The organism is Kaistia geumhonensis (assembly GCF_030815145.1).
In the GTDB taxonomy this organism is placed as follows: domain Bacteria; phylum Pseudomonadota; class Alphaproteobacteria; order Rhizobiales; family Kaistiaceae; genus Kaistia; species Kaistia geumhonensis.
Window position 1 is genome coordinate 4,335,078 of record NZ_JAUSWJ010000001.1, and the last position, 21,051, is coordinate 4,356,128.

At 68.4% G+C, this 21,051-nt stretch carries 16 protein-coding genes; 12 read left to right on the plus strand and 4 right to left on the minus strand.

What is annotated here, in order from left to right:
- The first annotated feature begins 2 nt into the window (after positions 1-2).
- The 8 genes from murB to recN all read left to right on the plus strand — a co-directional run bounded on the left by murB (position 3) and on the right by recN (position 10,196).
- Positions 3-941 carry a UDP-N-acetylmuramate dehydrogenase gene (gene murB / locus QO015_RS20575; protein ID WP_266284325.1) on the plus strand — a complete coding sequence of 313 codons (939 nt, stop codon included), beginning with the start codon at positions 3-5 and terminating at the stop codon, positions 939-941.
- A gap of 271 nt (positions 942-1,212) precedes the next feature.
- A complete protein-coding gene (locus tag QO015_RS20580) occupies positions 1,213-2,136 on the plus strand; it encodes a D-alanine--D-alanine ligase (RefSeq protein WP_266284007.1) in 924 nt (307 codons plus the stop codon).
- Complete coding sequence (locus QO015_RS20585; protein WP_266284009.1) at positions 2,124-3,041, plus strand: cell division protein FtsQ/DivIB; 918 nt, start codon at positions 2,124-2,126, stop codon at positions 3,039-3,041. Before QO015_RS20580 ends, QO015_RS20585 begins: the two co-directional genes overlap by 13 nt.
- On the plus strand, positions 3,041-4,363 hold the full coding sequence (ftsA, locus tag QO015_RS20590) for a cell division protein FtsA (RefSeq protein WP_266284326.1): 1,323 nt from the start codon (positions 3,041-3,043) through the stop codon (positions 4,361-4,363). The genes QO015_RS20585 and ftsA overlap by 1 nt, the downstream gene beginning before the upstream one ends.
- A gap of 100 nt (positions 4,364-4,463) precedes the next feature.
- Positions 4,464-6,185, plus strand: a complete 1,722-nt coding sequence (gene ftsZ, locus QO015_RS20595) for a cell division protein FtsZ (RefSeq protein WP_266284011.1) — start codon at positions 4,464-4,466, stop codon at positions 6,183-6,185.
- A 276-nt stretch (positions 6,186-6,461) separates the two neighbouring features.
- Entirely contained in the window at positions 6,462-7,418 is a 957-nt protein-coding gene (gene lpxC, locus QO015_RS20600; RefSeq protein ID WP_266284013.1) for a UDP-3-O-acyl-N-acetylglucosamine deacetylase, read from the plus strand.
- 228 nt (positions 7,419-7,646) lie between these two features.
- The gene (locus QO015_RS20605; protein WP_266284327.1) at positions 7,647-8,495 is read left to right on the plus strand and encodes an outer membrane protein assembly factor BamD; all 849 of its coding nucleotides are present in this window, start codon (positions 7,647-7,649) and stop codon (positions 8,493-8,495) included.
- An 18-nt stretch (positions 8,496-8,513) separates the two neighbouring features.
- A complete protein-coding gene (gene recN, locus QO015_RS20610) occupies positions 8,514-10,196 on the plus strand; it encodes a DNA repair protein RecN (RefSeq protein WP_266284015.1) in 1,683 nt (560 codons plus the stop codon).
- A gap of 4 nt (positions 10,197-10,200) precedes the next feature.
- Here the strand turns inward: recN and QO015_RS20615 are convergent, their stop codons facing one another.
- Positions 10,201-10,950: a class I SAM-dependent methyltransferase gene (locus QO015_RS20615; protein ID WP_266284017.1), complete on the minus strand. Its 750-nt coding sequence runs from the start codon at positions 10,948-10,950 to the stop codon at positions 10,201-10,203.
- A 319-nt stretch (positions 10,951-11,269) separates the two neighbouring features.
- Between QO015_RS20615 and QO015_RS20620 the strand changes: the two genes are divergently transcribed.
- A complete protein-coding gene (locus QO015_RS20620) occupies positions 11,270-12,556 on the plus strand; it encodes a multidrug effflux MFS transporter (RefSeq protein ID WP_266284019.1) in 1,287 nt (428 codons plus the stop codon).
- 9 nt (positions 12,557-12,565) lie between these two features.
- Here the strand turns inward: QO015_RS20620 and QO015_RS20625 are convergent, their stop codons facing one another.
- Positions 12,566-13,996 carry a helix-turn-helix domain-containing protein gene (locus QO015_RS20625; protein ID WP_266284021.1) on the minus strand — a complete coding sequence of 477 codons (1,431 nt, stop codon included), beginning with the start codon at positions 13,994-13,996 and terminating at the stop codon, positions 12,566-12,568.
- 161 nt (positions 13,997-14,157) lie between these two features.
- Between QO015_RS20625 and aceA the strand changes: the two genes are divergently transcribed.
- The 3 genes from aceA (at position 14,158) to ligA (ending at position 18,213) form a co-directional block, all read left to right on the plus strand.
- Positions 14,158-15,447, plus strand: coding sequence for an isocitrate lyase (aceA, locus tag QO015_RS20630; protein ID WP_266284023.1), 1,290 nt, complete (start codon positions 14,158-14,160; stop codon positions 15,445-15,447).
- 15 nt (positions 15,448-15,462) lie between these two features.
- Positions 15,463-15,651, plus strand: a complete 189-nt coding sequence (locus QO015_RS20635) for a DUF4170 domain-containing protein (protein ID WP_266284026.1) — start codon at positions 15,463-15,465, stop codon at positions 15,649-15,651.
- Positions 15,652-15,759: 108 nt separating this feature from the next.
- The gene (gene ligA / locus QO015_RS20640; protein WP_266284028.1) at positions 15,760-18,213 is read left to right on the plus strand and encodes an NAD-dependent DNA ligase LigA; all 2,454 of its coding nucleotides are present in this window, start codon (positions 15,760-15,762) and stop codon (positions 18,211-18,213) included.
- Positions 18,214-18,286: 73 nt separating this feature from the next.
- Here ligA and QO015_RS20645 read toward each other — a convergent pair whose 3' ends face one another.
- Positions 18,287-18,862: a PRC-barrel domain-containing protein gene (locus tag QO015_RS20645; protein ID WP_266284029.1), complete on the minus strand. Its 576-nt coding sequence runs from the start codon at positions 18,860-18,862 to the stop codon at positions 18,287-18,289.
- 127 nt (positions 18,863-18,989) lie between these two features.
- Positions 18,990-20,825, minus strand: coding sequence for an aminopeptidase P family protein (locus QO015_RS20650; protein WP_266284030.1), 1,836 nt, complete (start codon positions 20,823-20,825; stop codon positions 18,990-18,992).
- Between the last annotated feature and the right edge of the window lie 226 nt (positions 20,826-21,051).

Sequence of the window (21,051 nt, forward strand, 5' to 3'; positions counted from 1 at the left end):
CGATGGGATCCCTCGACCTCAGCCTCGAAGGCATCCGGGGGCGGGTTACGAAGCAGTTCGAGCTCGCGCCGATCACCTGGTTTCGCGTCGGGGGCCCGGCACAGGTCCTGTTCCAGCCGGCCGACAAAGATGATCTCGCGCTCTTTCTCGAGCGTCTGCCCTCCGAGATCCCGGTGATGGTCGTCGGCGTCGGATCGAACCTCCTCGTGCGCGACGGCGGGATTCCCGGCGTCGTGATCCGCCTCAGCGCCAAGGGTTTCGGGCACATGGAACGGCTCGATGGCGACAGGATTCGCGTCGGTGCCGCCTTGCCCGACAAGCGGGTCGCGGCCTTCGCCTATGAGCAAGGTCTCGCCGGCTTCGCGTTCTATCACGGCATTCCCGGCGGAATCGGCGGCGCGCTGCGCATGAACGCCGGCGCCAATGGCGGCGAGACGCGCGAGCGGCTCGTCGAGGTCACGGCGGTCGACCGGGCCGGGCGGGTCAAGAGGCTCACCAATGCCGAGATGGGCTTCTCCTATCGCCATACAGACGCTGCCGACGATCTCATCTTCACCGAGGCTGTCTACCAGGGCGAGCCGGCCCCGCAGGAGACGATCCGCGCGGCGATGGATGCCGTCGAGGAGCATCGCGAACGGGCGCAGCCGATCCGCGAGAAAACCGGAGGCTCGACCTTCAAGAACCCGCCCGGTCATTCCGCCTGGAAGCTCGTCGATGCGGCCGGATGCCGTGGCCTTCGCGTCGGCGGTGCGCAGGTCTCGGAGATGCACTGCAACTTCCTGATCAATACCGGCGAGGCGACCGCTCACGATCTGGAGCTGCTCGGCGAGACGGTACGCGCCCGCGTGCTGGCGACGAGCGGTGTCCGTCTCGAATGGGAGATCAAGCGCCTCGGCCTGCCGCTGCCCGGCGGCGAAGTCGAGCCGTTTCTCGGCGGGTGACCGCTTGTCCCGAGATGGCCGCCCTGAAGATCGTCCCCGGTAATTCACCCGGCTGATGCCGGCGTTCTGCCGCCTCCAACCCGACATCGAGGCTGCCGTGGCGATGCGCTGAAGCGACGCCGATCTGATTCCGGCGTCCCTGGTTAACGCCTCCTTACACATTCGCTGTCAATTTGAGCGTCCAGGGTCCGAGCGTGTCGCGCGACGAGGAGAGACCGCGCCTCCGGCCCCTGTCGCTGCCCGTGTTCGCGTGTGTCGAGGAAAGTCGGTTTTGGCGAAGCATGTAGCTGTGTTGATGGGCGGATGGTCGTCGGAAAGGCCGGTTTCGCTCAATTCGGGCAAGGGATGCGCCGATGCGCTCGAGGAGGCCGGCTACCGCGTGACGCGGGTCGATGTCGGCCGCGACATCGCGGAGGTCCTCGCCGCGCTGAAACCCGACGTCGCCTTCAATGCGCTGCACGGCCCGTTCGGCGAGGACGGCTGCGTCCAGGGCGTTCTGGAAGTGCTCGGCATTCCCTACACCCATTCCGGCGTGCTCGCCTCCGCGCTGGCCATGAACAAGGCGCGCGCCAAGGACGTCATGAAGGCGGCGGGCATTCCCGTTGCGGAATCGATCCTCATCCACCGCCTCGACGCGGCGAAGGCGCATCCGATGGCGCCGCCCTATGTCGTGAAGCCGGTCGCCGAGGGGTCGAGCTTCGGCGTGCTGATCGTCCGCGAGGGTGCGACCCATCCCCCTCAGCAACTCTTTGCGGAGGAGTGGCCTTTCGGCGACATCGTCATGGTGGAGCGATATGTGGCCGGACGGGAGCTCACCTGCGGCGTTAAGGGCGACGAAGCCTTTGATATCATTGAGCTCGTGACCGCCGATGGCGGCTGGTACGACTACGACGCCAAGTATTCCGACAACGGCGCCCGTCACGTGATCCCGGCGCCGCTTTTACCAGATGTTTACCAAAATGTACGGAATCTGGCGGTGCGGGCGCATCGGGCTCTCGGGTGTCGCGGCATCAGCCGGGCGGACTTCCGATACGACGATGGGCCGGGGGGAACGGGTGCGCTCGTCTGCCTCGAAGTGAATACCCAGCCGGGCATGACGGCGACGTCGCTGGTCCCGGATATGGCGAGACATGCCGGAATGAGCTTTCCGGAACTGGTGAGCTGGATGGTGGAGGACGCGTCGTGCGGCCGTTGAGCGAAGGACAGGCGGAAGAGCAGGGAGGACGCGGCGCCGCGAGCGGCGCGCAGCAGTCCCCGCCGCGCATGCCGTCCTGGCTGGCGCGCCGGATGCGGGCGCTCGACCGGATCGACCGGCAGCTCCCGAAGCATGTCGGCCTCGAGCTGACGGCTCTGCTTTTCATCGTCACGGGAATCGCCGGCCTGACCGCCGCCGGCCGGACCGATGCCTTCGTCGCCTCGCTGAGCGAGGCCGCCGGTCTCTCGGTCGAATCAGTGCGAATCACCGGGCAGATGGAGACCTCCGAGGTCGCCGTGCTGGCCAAGCTGCAGCTCCCCACGGATGCCGCGTTGCCGTCCATCGACCTTGCCGCCGCCCGCGAGCGTATCGAGAGCCTGCCCTGGGTTCAGACCGCCTCGCTGCGCAAGGTCTATCCCTCGACGCTCAAGATCACGATCGACGAGCGCCAGCCCTATGTCATCTGGCAGCACGACCAGCAGCTTTCCGTCCTCGACGAGACGGGCCGCGTGATCGGCGACGCCAGCGACGCGCATCGCGACCTCGTCCGTGTCGCCGGCGACGGCGTGCAGGGCCGCGCCACCGAGGCGCTGGCGCTGGCCGGTACCGTCCCGGAGATCCGCGCACGGCTCAAGGCGGCGATCCTCGTCGGCGAGCGGCGCTGGAATTTCGTGCTCGACAACGGCGTGACCCTGATGCTGCCGCAGGACGACCCCGCTGCCGCGCTGAAGCGCATCGCCTCGCTCGACGCGACCGACGACCTGATCGACCGCGACATCGTCAGCGTCGATCTGAGGCTCGGAGACCGCATGTTCGTTCGCCTCTCGCCCGACGCCGCTGCCAAGCGCGAAGCCGATCTCAAGGCGCAGGCCAAGGCCGCCAAGCGGAAGGGAGCCAGCACGTGATGCCGCTGTTCGTCTCTTCCGAAAGCCGCCTCAGGCCGCTCCCGGCCAAGAAGGCCACGATCGTCTCGATCCTCGACGTCGGCTCGTCCAAGATCTGCTGCCTCATCGCGAAGCTGAAGCCGCGCGAACTCGGCGACGTGCTGCCGGGCCGCACCCATGCGGTCGAGGTGCTCGGCATCGGCCATCAGCGCTCGCGCGGCATCAAGTCGGGCGTCGTCGTCGATCTCGACAAGGCGGAGCAGGCGATCCGCCTTGCGGTGGACGCCGCCGAGCGGATGGCCGGCGTGACCGTCGAATCGCTGATCGTCAACGTCTCCTGCGGCCGCCTGTCGAGCGAGGTCTATTCCGCCTCGGTCTCGCTCTCCGGCCATGAAGTGGTCGAGAACGACATCAAGCGCGTACTCGCCGCCGGCCGTGAACACACGATCACGCCCGAGCGCACCCCGATCCATTCGCTGCCGATCGGCTATGCTCTCGACGGCAATGGCGGCATTCGCGATCCGCGCGGCATGCTCGGCGAGAAGCTCGGCGTCGATATGCATATCGTCACCGGCGAGTCGGCGCCGCTGCGCAATCTCGAGCTCTGCATCGCCCGCTGCCATCTCTCGGTCGAGGCGATGGTCGCGACGCCCTATGCCAGCGGCCTTTCGGCGCTCGTCGACGACGAGACCGAGCTTGGCGTCGCCTGCGTCGATCTCGGCGGCGGCACGACGACGATCTCCGTCTTCATGGACGGGCAGTTCGTCCATGCCGACGCGATCGCCATCGGCGGCCAGCACGTCACGACCGACATCGCCCGCGGCCTCTCGACGCGAATCGAGGACGCCGAGCGGCTGAAGACCATGCATGGCAGCGCGCTGCCGTCGGTTTCCGACGAGCGCGACATGCTCTCGGTTCTGCCGATCAGCGACGACGACCGCGACGTGCCGAACCAGCTGCCGCGCGCAGCCCTGACCCGCATCATCCGCGCCCGCATCGAGGAGGTGCTGGAACTCGTCCGCGACCGCCTGAACCGTTCCGGCTTCCAGACCATGGTCGGCCGCCGGATCGTGCTCACGGGCGGCGGCAGCCAGCTCGCAGGAATCAACGAGGCGGCGCGACGCATCCTGGCGCGCAATGTTCGCCTCGGACGCCCGCTCGGGGTGACCGGCCTACCGGAGGCGGCCAAGGGGCCGGCTTTCTCGGCGGCCGTCGGCCTCCTGATCTACCCGCAAGTCGCCCAGATCGAACAGGTCGCGGCGATGCGCGGACACCGTATGTCGATGACCGGAACCGGCGGCTATCTCGCACGGGTCGGCCACTGGCTGCGGGAGAGTTTCTGACAGCGCCGAAAGGCGGGGCGCGCCGGCGATGCGCCCCAACTCAAACTGAGCTGAGCCGGGCAACGCCACCGGCCCGAGGGGTCTAGACGACGAGGTCTCCATGACGATCAACCTGAAGATGCCGGACATTACCGAGCTCAAGCCCAAGATCACCGTCTTCGGCGTTGGCGGCGCTGGCGGCAACGCCGTGAACAACATGATCCGCTCCGGCCTCGAAGGCGTGGAGTTCGTCTGCGCCAATACCGACAGCCAGGCGCTGATGTCGGCTCGCGCCGAGCGGCTCATCCAGATGGGCGTCGCCGTGACCGAGGGTCTCGGTGCCGGCTCCATGCCCGAAATCGGCCGCGCCGCCGCCGAGGAGGTCATCGACGAGATCAATGACCATCTCGCCGGCTCGCATATGGTGTTCGTGACCGCCGGCATGGGCGGCGGCACCGGCACCGGCGCTGCTCCGGTCATCGCCCGCACCGCCCGCGAGCACGGCATCCTGACCGTCGGCGTCGTGACGAAGCCCTTCCAGTTCGAGGGTGCCCGCCGCATGCGCGTTGCCGAGGCCGGCATCCGCGAGCTGCAGGAATGCGTCGACACGCTGATCGTCATTCCGAACCAGAACCTGTTCCGCATCGCCAACGAGAAGACGACCTTCGCGGACGCCTTCGCCATGGCCGACCAGGTGCTCTATTCGGGCGTCGCCTGCATCACCGACCTCATGGTCAAGGAAGGCCTCATCAATCTCGACTTCGCCGACGTCCGTTCGGTGATGCGCGAGATGGGCAAGGCCATGATGGGCACCGGTGAGGCGTCGGGCGACCGTCGCGCGATCATGGCCGCCGAGGCGGCGATCGCCAATCCGCTGCTCGACGAGACGTCGATGCACGGCGCCCGCGGCCTGCTGATCTCGATCACCGGCGGCAAGGACCTGACGCTGTTCGAGGTGGACGAGGCGGCGACCCGCATCCGCGAGGAAGTCGATCCGGACGCCAACATCATCCTCGGCGCCACGTTCGAGGAGAGCCTCGAGGGCGTGATCCGCGTGTCGGTCGTCGCGACCGGCATCGACAGCGAGGTGATGCAGGACGCCACGCCGACCGAAGTGCGCATGGCCGAGCTCAACCAGCGCATGAAGGCGGCGGCCCAGGCGGCCGTCCAGCAGCCGGCGGCCCGTCCGCCGCAGGTCAACACCGAGCTGCGCGCTCCGGCCCAGCCGGCCGGTCGCCAGCCGGCCCAGACCTATGCCGCTCCGGCCCAGCCCGTCGCCCGCGATCCCGGCGTGACGATCGCCCCGCTGCAGCAGCCGCAGGCGCCCGTCGCCTATGACGAGGCGGAACTCGACCACGAGTTCGGCATGGCCCCGCCGCCGGCCGACACGCATGACCATGCCCCGCAGCAGGCGTTCATCCCGCCGGCCGCCGAGGCTCCGGCTTCGAGCCGCATGCCGCGGGTCGAGGACTTCCCGGCCGTCGCCCAGCGCGAGATCCAGGCCTCGCGTGCCGAGGAGACGCAGGAGGAGGATCGCGGCCCGATGGGCCTGCTCCGCCGCCTCGCCCATCTCGGCCGCCGCGAGGAGGAGCCGCAGGCTCCGGCCCCGCGCGGCAACCCGGTCGCCCAGCAGCCGGCCCGCGCCCCGCAGCAGCCCCGCCTGCAGCAGCCGGCGCCGGCCCAGCGTCCGCAGCAGGCTCCGCGCGGCGCGCAGCCGATCCCGGAGACCTATCGCCAGCGCCAGCAGGCCGAGCTCGACCCCCATGGCCGCGTCGCCCCGCGCGAGCGCCATGACGACGACCAGCTCGAGATTCCGGCCTTCCTGCGCCGTCAGGCGAACTGAGCACCTGCAACATGACGAAGCGACCCGGCGGCCTCCGCCGGGTCTTTTCACGAGGCGCGGCGGCGCATTCCCCTCGAGCGGGCGCCGCGTAACATCCGGTTAGAAACCGTGATTTGTTGTCGCGAGGGGCGGGCCGTATCTTCCTCATACGAATTGCTGCTTTGCAGCGCGACGCGCTCCCGGACGTTCCGGAAGACGCCGTCGCGGCGGCGGCGGAGTATCAGGAAGCGCGACAGGAACGCCGCGTAACCTGGCGGTTCCAAGAGGTTCTCATCGATGGCTAAGCGTGCTGGCACACCGCAGACGACGTTGCGGAATCGCGTCGTCGTGACGGGCATCGGCGTGCATAGCGGCAAGCAGGTGTCGATGACGCTGCATCCGGCCGCCGCCGACACCGGCATCGTCTTCCGCCGCACCGACGATCCCGCCGCCGAGCAGGTCGCGATCCGCGCCTCCATCGACAATCTGTCCGCCACCGATTCCTGCACCACCATCGCGCGGATGGGCCTTTCCATCGCGACGATCGAACATCTTCTGGCGAGCTTCAACGGTCTTGGCGTCGATAATGTGGCGGTCGAGATCGACGGTGCCGAAGTGCCGATGATGGACGGCAGCGCTGGCGCCTTCGTGTCGCTGATCGAGGAGGCCGGCATCGAGCGTCTCGCCGCGCCGCGCCGCTTCATCCGCGTGCTGAAGCCGATCCGCATCGAGCAGGGCCCGGCCTTCGCCGAACTGCTTCCCTTCGACGGCCGCCGCTTCGAGATCGATATCGACTTCGATTCGCCGCTGATCGGCCGCCAGGCCTTCGTGATCGACCTGACCGCGCAGACCTTCCGCCGCGATCTCGCGCGCGCCCGCACCTTCGGCTTCCTGCGCGATGTCGAGACCTACTGGTCGCGCGGCCTCGCGCTCGGCTCCTCGCTCGACAACACCGTGGTGCTCGGCGACGACCGCGTCCTGAACCCCGAGGGCCTGCGCTTCGCGGACGAGTTCGTGCGCCACAAGGCGCTCGACGCCGTGGGTGATCTCGCCCTCGCGGGCGCACCGATTCTCGGTGCCTATCGCTCCTATCGCGGCGGCCACAGGCTGAATGCGCGGATGGTCGAGGCTCTTCTCGCCGATTCCGAAGCCTTCGCCTTCGTCGACGGCCCGTCGGCTCCGCGTCGCGAGCCGGTCCGCGCCGAGGTCCCGGTTCGGCTCGCCGCCGCCGCTTTCGGCCCCCAGAAGGCCTGAGCGGCGCGCTGCGTCGCCGTCCAAGCCGCTGATTCTTCTCGCGATGGACGTCTTCCGATCGTCAGGGCCTGCCTTGAAAATGCGCCATTGCGCTGGCAGGGCTGGTGACATCCTGCTGTCGTTTCGGATAGAGAAGCGGCAGTGCTTTGACCCGTCGATAGAGGCGAGGCCGGTTCCGCTGGCTCGATTCCCCGCATGACCCATATCGAAGCGACCGCGTCCTCCGCGATGGAGCGGCTGGGACGCATGGGCGCCGCCACTCTGCGTGTCGCCCTTCTTTGCTCGCTGGTCGCGCTGGCCGGTTGCCTCGGCAAGGAGAGCGATTCGGACGAGCCCGACATTCCGGCCGGCGAGCTCTACAATCAGGGCCTGAAGCTGATGTCGGAGGGCAAGCTTCGCCAGGCCAACACGCGCTTCGGCGAGGTCGACAAGCAGCACCCCTATACGGAATGGGCCCGCAAGGCGCTCATCATGCAGGCCTTCACGAACTACCGCCTCGGCAAGTTCGACGACTGCATCGAATCGGCGAAGCGCTATGTCGCTCTCTATCCGGCGAGCCCCGACGCCGCCTACGCGCAGTACATGATCGGCCAGTCCTACTTCAAGCAGATCCCCGACGTGACGCGCGACCAGGAATCGACGCAGCGCGCGATCGCGGCGATGCAGGAAGTCGTCGAACGGTATCCGACGTCGGAATATGTCGACGATGCGCAGAAGGCGATCATCTTCGCCCGCGACCAGCTCGCCGGCAAGGAGATGCAGATCGGCCGCTACTATCTGGAGCGGCGCGAATACACGGCGGCGATCAACCGCTTCAAGACGGTCGTGACGCAGTATGGCAACACGCGGCAGGTGGAAGAGGCGCTCTATCGCCTGACCTCGGCCTATTACGCGATCGGCGTCGTCAACGAGGCGCAGACCGCGGCCGCCGTGCTGGGCCACAACTTCCCCGACTCGACCTGGTACAAGGACGCCTACACGCTGCTGGAGTCGAAGGGCCTCTCGCCGTCCGAGAACAAGAGTTCCTGGATCAGCAAGGCGTTCCAGACGGTGACGGGCCTCGGCGGCGGCGCCTGACGGGGAACGAGAGCCGCGATGCTCGCCGCCCTCGCCATCCGCGACATCGTCCTCATCGACCGGCTCGAAATCGACTTCGCGCCCGGCATGACGGTGCTGACCGGCGAGACGGGTGCCGGCAAGTCGATCCTGCTCGACGCGCTGGCGCTGGCTCTCGGCGGCCGGGGTGACGGCGCTCTCGTCCGTCATGGCTCGACTCAGGGGCAGGTGATCGCCGTCTTCGACGTGCCCCGTGATCATCCGGCACGGGCGCTGCTCGCCGAGAATGCCATCGACCATGACGGCGAGGTGATCCTGCGGCGCGTGCAGACCGCCGACGGCCGCACCCGCGCCTTCGTCAACGACCAGCCGGTCGGCGTCGCGCTCCTGCGTGATGTCGGCGCGCGGCTCGTCGAGATCCATGGCCAGCATGACGACCGCGCGCTGGTCGATCCGGCCGAGCATCGGCGGCTGCTCGATGCCTTCGGCGGGCTCGAGATCGAGGCCGGCGACGTCGCCGCCGCCTTTCGCGGCTGGCGTTCGGCGGAGAGCGAGGTGGCGCTGCTGCGCCGCCGCATCGCTTCGGCGCGCAGCGAGGGCGATTATCTGCGGGCCTCCGTCGACGAACTACAGCGCCTCGCGCCGCAGCCGGGCGAGGAAACCGAACTTGCCGAACAGCGCCATCGCATGATGGCGATCGAGAAGATCGCCACGGACCTTTCCGACGCTCACGACACGCTGGCGGGGCAGGGCTCCCCGGTGCCGACGCTGGCGAGCCTCGCCCGCCGGCTTGAGCGCAAGCGCGAGCAGGCCGGCGGGCTTCTCGACGGCGTCGTCGAGGCGATCGATCGCGCCATCGACGCGCTGGAGGAGGCCGAGGGCCTGCTCGACACCAGCATCCGCGCCGCCGCCTTCGATCCCAGGGATCTCGAGCGCACCGAGGAGCGGTTGTTCGCGCTCCGCGCCGCGGCCCGCAAGTTCGACACGCCCGTCGAGGGTCTGGCCGGGCTGCGCGAGCGCATGGAGGCCGATCTGGCGGCGCTCGATTCGGGAGAGGAGCGGCTCGCCGCGCTGGAGGCCGCCGCGCAGCAGGCGATGCGGGCCTTCGATACCCGGGCCGCCGCGCTCTCCGCCCGCCGCCGCGCCGCCGCCGACGCACTTGAAGTCGCCGTCGCGGCCGAGCTGCCGGCGCTGAAGCTGGAGCGCGCGGCCTTCATCGTCGGCATCGACAGCGACGGCGAGGAGCGCGCGGAGACAGGGATTGATCAGGTTTCCTTCGTCGTGCGCACCAATCCGGGGACCCGGCCGGGACCGCTGATGAAGGTGGCTTCGGGCGGCGAGCTGTCGCGGTTCCTGCTCGCGATCAAGGTGGCGCTCGCCGACCGCGGTTCGGCTCCGACGCTCGTCTTCGACGAGATCGACACCGGCGTCGGCGGCGCCGTCGCCGAGGCCATTGGAAGGCGGCTGGCGCGGCTCGCCGAGCGCGTTCAGGTCCTCTCGGTCACCCATGCGCCGCAGGTCGCTGCGCGCGCTGGAAGCCACCTGCTGATCGCCAAGTCGCTGGTCGCAGGCGCCGAGGAGCGGGTGGCGACGGGTGTGACGCCGCTCGGTGGTCCCGAGCGCCGCGAGGAGATCGCGCGCATGCTCGCCGGCAGCGTCATCACCAACGAGGCGCGGGCCGCGGCCGCGCAACTGATGGCCGCAGAGCACGGCCGCGTCTGAGCCGTCAGCGCCGCCGGATCACGGTGGCGCGGGCAACAAGCGTCTCCTCCCGTTCGCCGTCCGGAAAGAAAGGTGCCAGTTCTCCGAGAAGCTCCGCGCGGCAGGCGGCGATGCGGTCGCCGAGAATGGCTGGCGAGGTGCTCGAACGGGTCAGCAGCCGGGCGAACAGATGCTCGGGCGTCACCGGCGCTGCGAAGACATAGGTGATGTCTTCGACCTCGGCGAAGGGCGTCGCTTCGAACCATGTGCGATAGACCGACAGGACACGCTCGTCATGCGGCGCCCAGCTGTGGCTGACGCGCTCCATCGTCTCGAGCCAGGGATTGCGATCGTCCTTCGCCGGCGCTGAGCCCGTCGTCAGGATGACGCCCTCCTGGGCAAGCAGCCTGTCCAGCACCGCGACGGTGGGCGCGCGCTCCATCCAGTGCAGGGCGCGGCCGATGGTCACGAGATCGAACGTCCCGAGATCGGCGGAAAGGTCCTCCGTCCGCCCGTGGATCAGCGGCAACGCCAGGCCGTCGCGCGCGGCGTTGTCGCGTGCGACGGCGATCATCTCCGCCTCCGGATCGACGCCGAGCACCGAGCCGACATAGGGCGCGAAGCCGAGCGCGAGGATGCCGGGGCCCGTGCCGAGATCGATCAGCCTTTCGCTTCCCGCGAGCCCGAGGCGCTCGGCCACCTTCGCGAAGAAAGCGGCCGGATAAGGCTCTCGGAAGCGTTCATAGGTCGCGGCGGTGGTTTCGAAGCGTCCCATGGAAGTCCTCCTGTCGTCGCGCTGCCGGCTCTCTCTCGCGCGCGATCGCGACGCGAGCGTGTCGTGCGCGGCCGGCGGCCAATCTGTCGCGGGAGCGTCCCGCTGGGCCGGTCGTTAAGCGGCGAACTCGACTTCCATTTCGTAAGGGAACATTATTTGAAGCATGATATGTGATCCTCGTCACCGCGCCGCCACAAAAGGCGGTCTATTAGGCTTTCGCGGCTGACGTTCCCGTCGCTTTCCCCTTTGGAGCGCGCCAACGCCCGCCGCCTTCCGCGCAGGACCTCCCTCCTGTGCGACCGCCGCCAAGAGAAATGCAATGTCCGTCATGTCCACGATGCCCGCGACGCGCGAGGCGTCCGCTCCGTCCTTCCTCGAATTCGTCGTCATCATCGCCTTCATGATGGCGCTCGGATCGATGTCGATCGACAATCTGCTGCCCGCCTTCGACGTCATCCGCTCCGATTTCGGCCTTTCCAGCACCAATGAAGTCCAACTGATCCTTTCGGCCTACATGATCGGCTTCGCGATCATGCAGTTGGTCTATGGCCCGGCTTCCGACATCGTCGGCCGCAAGCCGACGCTCATGGTCGGCCTCGTCGTCTTCGCGATCGGCAGCGTCATCGCGCTCTATTCGACGAGCTTCGAGATGCTGCTCGCCGCCCGCTTCATCCAGGGCATGGGCGCCGCCGCCACGCGCATCCTTTCCGTCGCCATCGTGCGCGACCGCTTCCAGGGCCGCGAGATGGCGCGCGTGATGTCGCTCACCATGATGGTCTTCATCATCGTGCCGATCTTCGCGCCCTCGATCGGCAGCCTGTTCCTTCTGGTCGGCAGCTGGCACACGATCTTCGTCTCGATGCTCGTGCTCGCCGCGCTGCTGGCCGTCTGGTTCGGCCGCCGCATGCCGGAGACGCTGCATCCCGAATATCGCATGCCGTTTTCGATGCGCCGCATCGCCGATGGCGCCCGGCGCTGCGTCTCGCTGCGTGTCACGGTCGGCTATGCCACGGCCATGGGGCTCATGTTCGGCGCACTGATGGGCTATCTCGGATCGACGCAGCAGATTTTCGAGACCGAGGTCTACGGCCTCGGCGCGATCTTCCCGGTCGTGTTCGGCTCGCTTGCAGCGGTGATGGGCGTCGCGTCCTTCGTCAATTCGAAGCTGGTGCGCCGGCTCGGCATGCGCCGCCTGTCGCATGCGGGCATCTGCGGCTATCTCGCCTTCGCCGTTCTGATGGTCGGCCTCGCCATCGCCTATGACGGCAAGCCGCCGCTGCTGCTCTTCGCCGTCGCGCTGGCGGGTTGCCAGTTCCTGTTCAGCCTGACGATGCCGAACTTCAACACCATGGCGATGGAGCCGCTCGGCGACATCGCCGGCACGGCCTCGTCGCTGATCGGCTTCTACACCACGATCCTCGGCACCGTCGTCGGCCTCGTGATCAGCCAGAACTTCGACGGCACCGTGCTGCCGCTGGCGCTCGGCTTCGTGGTCGTCGGCGTCGTCGCGCTTGCGACGGTGCTCGTCACCGAGCGCGGCCGCCTGTTCCACCCGCAGCATGCCGATCCGCTGCCGGGTGCGCTCGCCGATTTCGGCGGCCACTGAGCCGCGCGGTCATTCGGCCTTGCCGTCCCGTTCGCGGGCCGGCACGAAGGGGAAGGGGACGGCGCCCCGCAGGGTCTCGTCGATGATGAGCGGCCGGGCCTGCGGCGGCTCGGCGCGCTGCGGGCAATCCGCCCGTTCGCAGAGCCGGCAGGTGGTGCCGATCCGCGCCGGCGCCTCGCCCGTCGCATCGGCATAGACGAGGCGCTGCGCATACTTCATCTCGCAGACGAGCCCGATGGCAAAGCGGGCGGCGCGGCGCGGAAACGGCTGCGGCGCGCCGCTCACGGTCGCCGCGATCGAGAAGAACGCGCTGCCGTCGGGCATCTCGAGCCGCTGGGTGAGGATCGCGCCGGGGCTGCGAAAGGTCTCGTGCAGGTTCCAGAGCGGGCAGGTCCCGCCATAGCGCGAGAGATGGAAGCGCCCCGGGGCGTGGCGTTTCGAGACGTTTCCGGCATCGTCGACCCGGATCATGAAGAACGGCACACCCCGCGCGCCGGGACGCTGGAGACTGGTCAGGCGGTGGCAGACCTGTTCGAGGCTCGCCTCGAAGCGATGCGCGAGCAGTTCGATGTCGTAGCGGCAGGCCTCGGCGGCCGCGAAGAAGCGGCCATAGGGCATCATCACCGCGCCGGCGAAGGCGTTGGCGAGCACGATGCGGAACATGCGCCGCGCCGTGGGATCGGCGAGCGCCGCCTCCTCGACCGCCGCGTCGAGCAGCGCGCCCTGTTCGATGGTCGCAATCTGGAACGCGGCCTGGAAGGCGCGGCCCGGCCCCGACACAAGCTCGGAAATCTGCAACTGGCGGCGATGGCGGTCGAAGCGGCGCAGCGTGCCCGCCATGACATCGGCCGGCAGGATGCGCAGGCGGATGCCGTGGCCCGATTGCAGGCGCGCGGCGAGGGCGGCGAGGAGCCCGGGGCCCGTCTCGCCGCATTCCGCGGCCAGTTCCTCGGCTGCCGCTTCGAGACCCGGAAAGTGGTTCTTCGCGGCCTCGATCGCGCCGCGCACGGCGTCGACCGGATCGAAGGGCAGGCTCTCGGCACCTGCCGCGGCGCCGGGCTGGCGCTGCGTCTGCTGATAGGTCTGGTAGAGCCGCCGCAGCGCGTCGGCGACGGAAGGGCAGGTCTCGACGAGATCGCGCAGTTCCTGCGCCGGCACGGCGAGATCGCGGAACAGCGGATCGGCCATCAACTCCGTGACCTCGGCGAGGCTGCGATCGTCGTCGGAAGAGGCGAGCGCGGCGATGTCGAGGTCATAGGCCTCGGCCAGGCGGATGAGGATTTGCGCCGAGACCGGGCGCTGGTTGCGCTCCATCAGATTGGCATAGCTCGGCGAGATGCCGAGATCCTCCGCCATCTTCGTCTGGCTGAGGCCGAGCTCGAGCCGCAGGCGGCGGAGCTTGCCGCCGATGAACAGTTTCCGGGTCGTTTCGATTGTCATAATTTTACAAATTGACCCATTCATCCGTCATGCTGTGACAGCTCAACCCGAATTTCCTACAAAGCCTTTGAAACGTCGAGGCTTATTCGGCACCTTGATCAAGTCATCGCTGTTACTGAACGATGTGCAGCCGATGTCATGACTTGTCAATGGAGCTGATCATGTCACGCGATTTCACCGCTTTTCTCGCCAGCCAGCCCAAGGGCCGTTTCGACGGCATCCGCCGCCCCTATGGCGCGGCCGATGTGGCGCGGCTCGCAGGATCGGTGCCGGTCGCGCACACGCTGGCCGAGCGCGGCGCGGCGCGTCTCTGGCGGCAGTTGATCGAGAGGCCCTATGTCCACGCGCTCGGCGCCGTCACCGGCAACCAGGCGATGCAGATGGTCCGCGCCGGGCTCGAGGCGATCTATCTGTCCGGCTGGCAGGTCGCCGCCGACGCCAACACCGCCGGCGCCATGTATCCCGACCAGAGTCTCTATCCGGCCAATGCCGGGCCGGAGCTCTGCCGGCGGATCAACCGGACGCTCGCTCGCGCCGACCAGATCGAGTCGAGCGAAGCCAAGGTCACGCGCGACTGGTTCGTGCCGATCGTCGCCGATGCCGAGGCCGGGTTCGGCGGACCGCTCAACGCCTTCGAGATCATGAAGGCCTATATCGAAGCCGGCGCGGCGGCGGTCCATTTCGAGGACCAGCTCGCCTCGGAGAAGAAATGCGGCCATCTCGGCGGCAAGGTGCTGATCCCGACCGCGCAGCACGAGCGCAACCTCATCGCCGCGCGCCTCGCCGCCGACGTCATGGGCGTCGCGACGCTGATCGTCGCCCGCACCGACGCGGAATCGGCGCGGCTGATCACCTCCGATATCGACGAGCGCGACCGGCCGTTCATCGAGGAGGGCGAGCGGACCGCGGAGGGCTTCCATCGCCTCAAGGAGGGCACGGGCCTCGAACACTGCATCGCGCGCGGCCTCGCCTTCGCGCCCTATGCCGATCTTCTGTGGTGGGAGACGTCGCATCCCGACCTCGACGACGCGCGCGCCTTCGCAGAAGCGATCCACGCCGTCTATCCGGGCAAGATGCTGGCCTATAACTGCTCGCCCTCGTTCAACTGGCGGGCCAAGCTCGACCCGGAGACGATCGAGACCTTCCAGCGCGAGCTCGGCGCCATGGGCTACAGGTTCCAGTTCGTGACGCTGGCCGGCTTCCACGCGCTGAACCACTCGATGTACCAGCTCGCGAGCGGCTATCGCGATCGCGGCATGGGTGCCTACAGCGAATTGCAGCAGGCCGAATTCGCGGCGGAGGAGGGCGGCTACACCGCGACGCGCCACCAGCGCGAGGTCGGCACCGGCTATTTCGACGCGGTGTCGCTCGCCATCACCGCCGGCCGCGCCTCGACCACCGCCATGGCGGAATCGACCGAGACCGAGCAGTTCCTGACCGCTGCCGAATGACGAGAGGACGGCATCATGCAGACATCGCGCTTCTGGATCGTCGGCGGCGAATACGCCACCACCGCCTTCGAAAAGCTGATCGAGGGCAGCGAAAAGGTGATCGGCCCCTATGCCGACCGCCGCACCGCCGAGGCCGCCTGGCGCCGCCTCGCCGAGGCGAGCCGCAGCCAGGCCTGCGTCCGCTTCACCATCGCGGCGGAATAGCACATCGGCCCGCCCTCTCCCGCTGAAGCGGGGGAGGGTCGGGACGGGGTTCTTGCGGGAACGGATCGGCGGCGGCATAGCTTCTTCCTCGTCGAGGAGGAGCCGCCCATGTCGACCGACCCGTCCGCCCCCGCCGCGATCGATGCGCTTTCCGAGGCCGAGGCGGCTGCCGAGCATGCGCGGCTGACGGCGGAGATCCGCGAGGCCGACGTCCACTATCATCAGGAGGACGCGCCACTCATCACGGACGCCGCCTATGACGCGATGCGCCGGAGGCTCAACGCGATCGAGGCCCGCTTTCCGGGCTTGTCCTCGGAGGCGAGCGTCGCGGTCGGCGCCGCGCCCTCGTCGAAGTTCGCCAAGGTGCGGCATGTCGTGCCGATGCTGTCGCTCGATAACGCCTTCGCCGATTCCGACGTCGCGGAGTTCATCGAGCGGGCCCGCCGGTTTCTCCGCCACGAGGGGCCGCTCGCCTTCACCGCCGAGCCCAAGATCGACGGCCTGTCGCTTTCGCTGCGCTACGAGGGCGGCCGGCTGGTGACGGCGGCGACGCGCGGCGACGGCTTCGAGGGCGAGAACGTCACCGCCAATGCGCGCACCATCGGCGATATTCCCGAGGCGCTGCCGGATGGCGTGCCCGCGATCGTCGAGGTCCGCGGCGAGTGCTACATGGCGCATGAGGATTTCCGCGCCATCAACGAGCGTGTCGCGGCGGCGGGCGGCCGGCTCTTCGCCAACCCGCGCAACGCGGCCGCCGGCTCGCTGCGCCAGCTCGATCCTGAGATCACGCGCGCGCGGCCGCTGCGCTTCTTTGCCTATGCCTGGGGCGAGATGAGCGCCATGCCGGCCACGACACAGATGGGCATGGTCGAGGCCTTCCGCGACTGGGGGCTGCCGGTCAATCCGCGCTTGGTGCTGTGCGAGGGCGTCGAGGGGGCGCTCGCCTTCTATCACGGCATCGAGGCGGAGCGGGCGAGCCTCGGCTACGACATCGATGGGGTCGTCTACAAGGTCAACGACCTCGCGCTGCAGAACCGCCTCGGCTTCGTCTCGCGCAGCCCGCGCTGGGCGATCGCGCACAAGTTCCCGGCCGAGCGCGCCTTCACGATCCTCAACGGCATCGACATCCAGGTCGGCCGCACGGGCGCCCTGACGCCGGTCGCGAAGCTCGAGCCCGTGACCGTCGGCGGCGTGGTCGTCTCCAACGCTTCGCTGCACAACGAGGACTACATCAAGGGCTTCGACGCGAATGGCGCCCCGCTCGCGCGCGGGATCGATGCCGAGGGCGCGCCTGTCGAGGGAGCGGTCGACATCCGGATCGGCGACACGCTGGTCATCCAGCGCGCCGGCGACGTCATCCCGCAGGTGGTCGGCGTGCGTCTCGACAAGCGGCCGCCGAATACCGCCCCCTATGGCTTCCCGACCCGCTGTCCCGCCTGCGGCAGCCATGCGGTGCGCGAGGAGGGCGAGGCGGTCCGGCGCTGTACGGGCGGGTTGATCTGCCCGGCGCAAGCTGTGGAGCGCATCCGCCATTTCGTCTCGCGGCTCGCCTTCGACATCGAGGGGCTGGGCGACGAGAATGTTCAGCTCTTCTTCGAAGCCGGGATCCTGAAAAGCCCGGTCGACATCTTCCGCCTCAAGGATCATCGAGAGGCGGCGCAAGCGGCGCTCACCGGGCAGCGCATCCGCCAGCAGGAAGAGCGGCGCGCGCTTCAGGGGGCGACGGAGACGAAGGCAAAGAAGGGGAAGGAAGCCGACCGCTCATTCAAGGGGCTGGAAAAGCTCTTCGACTCCATCGACGAGCGGCGGAGCATCCCGCTCGACCGCTTCATCTACGCGCTCGGCATCCGCAATGTCGGCGAGGCGACCGCCAAGGCGCTGGCGAAGCGCTATGTCGGCATCGACGCCTTCCGCGATGCCGTGAATCGGGCCGTCGAGGGCCTGCCCGGCGAGACATGGCAGGCGCTGACCGAGATCCCGCGCGTCGGTCCCGGTTCGCGCGACCGGCTGGTCGCGGTGGCTTCCGAAGCCCCGGAAGGCACGCTCGCCGATCTCGATGCCGAAACGGCGCTGAACCGTGCGGGGCTCAACAAGCCGGCGCGCGACAATCTTCTGGCCCATTTCGGCAGCGCTGCGGGCGTTCTCGACGGTGCGCGCCGCGCCGCCGGCGAACGGCCGGGCGAGGGCTTTCAGGAGCTCGCCGGTCTCGGCGATGTCGGGGAGGTGGCTGCGACCTCGATCGCCGATTTCTTCGCCGAGCCGCACAACGAGCAGGTGGTGGCCGGTTTGCTGCGAGAGGTGAGCGTCAGCGATGTCGAGCCGGTGCGCGGCGGCGGCGCGCTCTCGGGCAAGATCGTCGTCTTCACCGGCAATCTCGAGAAGATGACCCGGAACGAGGCCAAGGCGACGGCCGAGCGACTCGGCGCCAAGGTTTCGGGCTCCGTCTCGGCCAAGACCGATCTTGTGGTAGCCGGGCCGGGCGCGGGCTCGAAGCTCGCCGATGCGACGCGGCTCGGCGTCAAGGTCATCTCCGAGGATGACTGGCTGGCGATGATCGTCTGAAGCCGGCGTCCCAGCCACGGGCGCACGAAAAAGCCCCGCCGAAGCGGGGCTCGATCGTGACGATCCTTCGCCGTTACGGCGTGGTCGTCGAAGGCGCGGCCGGAGCCATCGGCGTCGCCGGATCGGTCGTCGTGGTGCCGTCCGCGGCCGGAGGCGTCATGTCGGTCGACGGCGTCGAGGTCGACGTGGTGCCGGTGGTGGCCGGAGTCGGCGGCTCGGGGACCTTGAACTCGGCGGCGGCGTTCAGCTCTTCCTTGGTCGTGTTGAGCTGGTAGCGCCAGCTGTCGCCGTCGGCGACCCGCTGCAGCTCCGAAGGGGCCACGGCGACGTTCTTCTGGCCGATGCCGAGGAAGCCGCCAACGCCGATCACGAGTGCCTTGACCTGACCGTCCTGGCTGGCGACCACGTCGTTGATTTCGCCCAGCGTTTCATTGGCCGGGCTGTAGACGGTCGAACCCATCAGGCGGGAGGCGACCCAATCGTCCTGCGACGGCGCGGGAATGAAGCGACCGGTCGCGCTCGGGGTCGTGGCGGTTGCATCGCCGGTTGCAGCCGGCGGCGTCGCGGGGGCCGGGGTCGCGTCCTGGGCGAAGGCCGGCGCAACCGCCAGCATGCCGGCCAAAGCGGTGGCCGCGAAGAGCTTCGTCATGGTCTAACTCCGTGTTTCTGCGAGATTATTAGAGCGTTTGCTCAGCAGTCCAACGAAGCTGACCCCGATCTGTTCCGAAGAAAATTGCAAAATTGGACACGGCCGGCATCCGGCCGTGTCGGTCGTATCATGCCAGCAGCGGTTGTGTTGCCGCGATCAGGAATTCGAGCGCCTCGCTCTCGAGCGATGGCTGGAGCGTGGCGCGGACACGGGCGTGATAGGCATCGAGCCAGGCGATCTCGTCGGCGCTCATCAGCGCGGGCTCGATCAGGCTGCGATCGATCGGCGCGAGCGTCAGCGTCTCGAAGGAGTGCATCGGCCGGTCACCGCCGGCAATCTCCGAGGGCGGTTCCACGATGATGAGATTCTCGATGCGGATGCCGAAGGCGCCGGTCTTGTAGTAGCCCGGCTCGTTGGAAAGGATCATGCCCGGCTCGAGCGGCACCGTGCCGGCCTTGGAAATGCGGGCCGGGCCTTCGTGCACCTGAAGGAACACGCCGACGCCATGGCCGGTGCCGTGGTCGTAGTCGAGCCCGGCCTGCCAGAGCGCGAGCCGGGCGAGCGTATCGAGCTGCGCGCCGGTCGTGCCCTTCGGGAAGCGCGCCGTCGAGAGCGCGATATGGCCCTTGAGAACGCGGGTGAAGCGGTCGCGCATCTCCGCGGTTGGCGCGCCGATGGCGATGGTGCGGGTGATGTCCGTGGTGCCGTCGCGATACTGTGCGCCGGAATCGACCAGATAGAGCTGGCCCGGCTCGATCGCGCGGTCGGTCGCCTCGGTGACACGGTAATGGACGATGGCGCCGTTCGGGCCGGCACCCGAGATCGTGTCGAAGGAGATTTCGAGGAGCGGCTGGCCATCCTCCTCGCCCGTCTCGGCGCGGAAGGCTTCCAGCTTCTTCGCCGCGGCGATCTCGGTGAGCCCGCCCGAAGGCGCCGTCGCGGCCAGCCAGGCAAGGAAGCGCGTCATCGCCACGCCGTCGCGGCGGTGGGCGCGGCGCATGCCCGCGAGTTCGGCTTCGTTCTTGCGCGCCTTGGGCAACGACACCGGATCGGCGCCTTCGACGAGGTTGCCGCCGGCTGCGCTGACCGCGCGGGCGAGCGCTTCCGGCGTCAGGTTCGGATCGATGAGCACCTTGGCGCCGGAGGCGCCGAGCGCGCCGAGGTCGGCCGCCAGCGCCGTCTCTTCCTTGATATCGGCAAGGCCGGCCAGCCGGTCGCGGACGGCGTTGGAGAGCTTGCGCCCGTCCATGTAGAGAGAAGGGGCGCCTTCCCGGCGCAGGATCGCGAAGGACAGCGGCACGGGGTTGTGCGGAACGTCTCCGCCGCGGATGTTGAAGGTCCAGGCGATGGAGTCGGTCTGTGCGATGATCGCGGCATCGACGTCCTTCTCCCCCAGAATGGCGCGGAGGCGATCGATCTTGGCCTCGGCAGCCTCGCCGGCCAGCGGCTCGGCCTGCAGCGAGACCGCGGCGAGAGGCGGAGCCGGACGGTCGTGCCAGATCGCATCGACCGGATTCTCCTCGACCGGGACAAGGGTTGCCCCGGCCGCCTTGGCGACCGCCTCGAGCCGCCGCACCTCGGCGAGCGTCATCAACCGCGGATCATAACCGAGCCGGTCGCCCCGCTTCAGGCGGGACTTCAGCCACTGGTGCGGCGGGTTCTCGACGAGATGCTCATAGGTGAAGTCGGCCCCGTCGACCTGGTCACGAACCTGCAGGGTATAACGGCCATCGACGAAGACGGCGGCTTCCTCCGTAAGGACGACCGCAGCGCCGGCGGAGCCGGTGAAGCCCGTCAGATAAGCCAGGCGCTCGGCGGCGGCGGGGATGTATTCGCCCTGATATTCGTCGGCGTGCGGCACGACGAAACCGGACAGCCCCGCCTTCTTCAGCACTGCCCGCAATGCGGCGAGACGTGCGCCGATCGGCCCGGATCGCGACGGGGCATCGAAAGTCTGGAACATGGGAGGGCTCGTTCAGGCGGGTGAGGTTAACGGAGCGTAGCGAGGCCGGTCGCGGGCGGCAACCACGTTCACGGTGGTGTTTGCATCGCGACATCATTGTGTCGGAAGTTTGTGCGATGCAAAAACCGCATGTCTGTCATTCCGTTGCGGCGGTTCTTTCGCGTGGCGATCACCACTATGTTCCGTGTCGACCGAAGCGCCATCCGGCGATTCAGACAAGGATTGG

Coding starts and splice junctions, on each gene's coding strand:
- ftsZ (WP_266284011.1), top strand. CDS start 4,464: ATGACGATCAACCTGAAGATGCCGGACATTACCGAGCTCAAGCCCAAG.
- lpxC (WP_266284013.1), top strand. CDS start 6,462: ATGGCTAAGCGTGCTGGCACACCGCAGACGACGTTGCGGAATCGCGTC.
- QO015_RS20625 (WP_266284021.1), bottom strand. CDS start 13,996: ATGACAATCGAAACGACCCGGAAACTGTTCATCGGCGGCAAGCTCCGC.
- murB (WP_266284325.1), top strand. CDS start 3: ATGGGATCCCTCGACCTCAGCCTCGAAGGCATCCGGGGGCGGGTTACG.
- aceA (WP_266284023.1), top strand. CDS start 14,158: ATGTCACGCGATTTCACCGCTTTTCTCGCCAGCCAGCCCAAGGGCCGT.
- ftsA (WP_266284326.1), top strand. CDS start 3,041: ATGCCGCTGTTCGTCTCTTCCGAAAGCCGCCTCAGGCCGCTCCCGGCC.
- QO015_RS20635 (WP_266284026.1), top strand. CDS start 15,463: ATGCAGACATCGCGCTTCTGGATCGTCGGCGGCGAATACGCCACCACC.
- QO015_RS20650 (WP_266284030.1), bottom strand. CDS start 20,825: ATGTTCCAGACTTTCGATGCCCCGTCGCGATCCGGGCCGATCGGCGCA.
- QO015_RS20605 (WP_266284327.1), top strand. CDS start 7,647: ATGGAGCGGCTGGGACGCATGGGCGCCGCCACTCTGCGTGTCGCCCTT.
- QO015_RS20620 (WP_266284019.1), top strand. CDS start 11,270: ATGTCCGTCATGTCCACGATGCCCGCGACGCGCGAGGCGTCCGCTCCG.
- QO015_RS20645 (WP_266284029.1), bottom strand. CDS start 18,862: ATGACGAAGCTCTTCGCGGCCACCGCTTTGGCCGGCATGCTGGCGGTT.
- QO015_RS20615 (WP_266284017.1), bottom strand. CDS start 10,950: ATGGGACGCTTCGAAACCACCGCCGCGACCTATGAACGCTTCCGAGAG.
- recN (WP_266284015.1), top strand. CDS start 8,514: ATGCTCGCCGCCCTCGCCATCCGCGACATCGTCCTCATCGACCGGCTC.
- ligA (WP_266284028.1), top strand. CDS start 15,760: ATGTCGACCGACCCGTCCGCCCCCGCCGCGATCGATGCGCTTTCCGAG.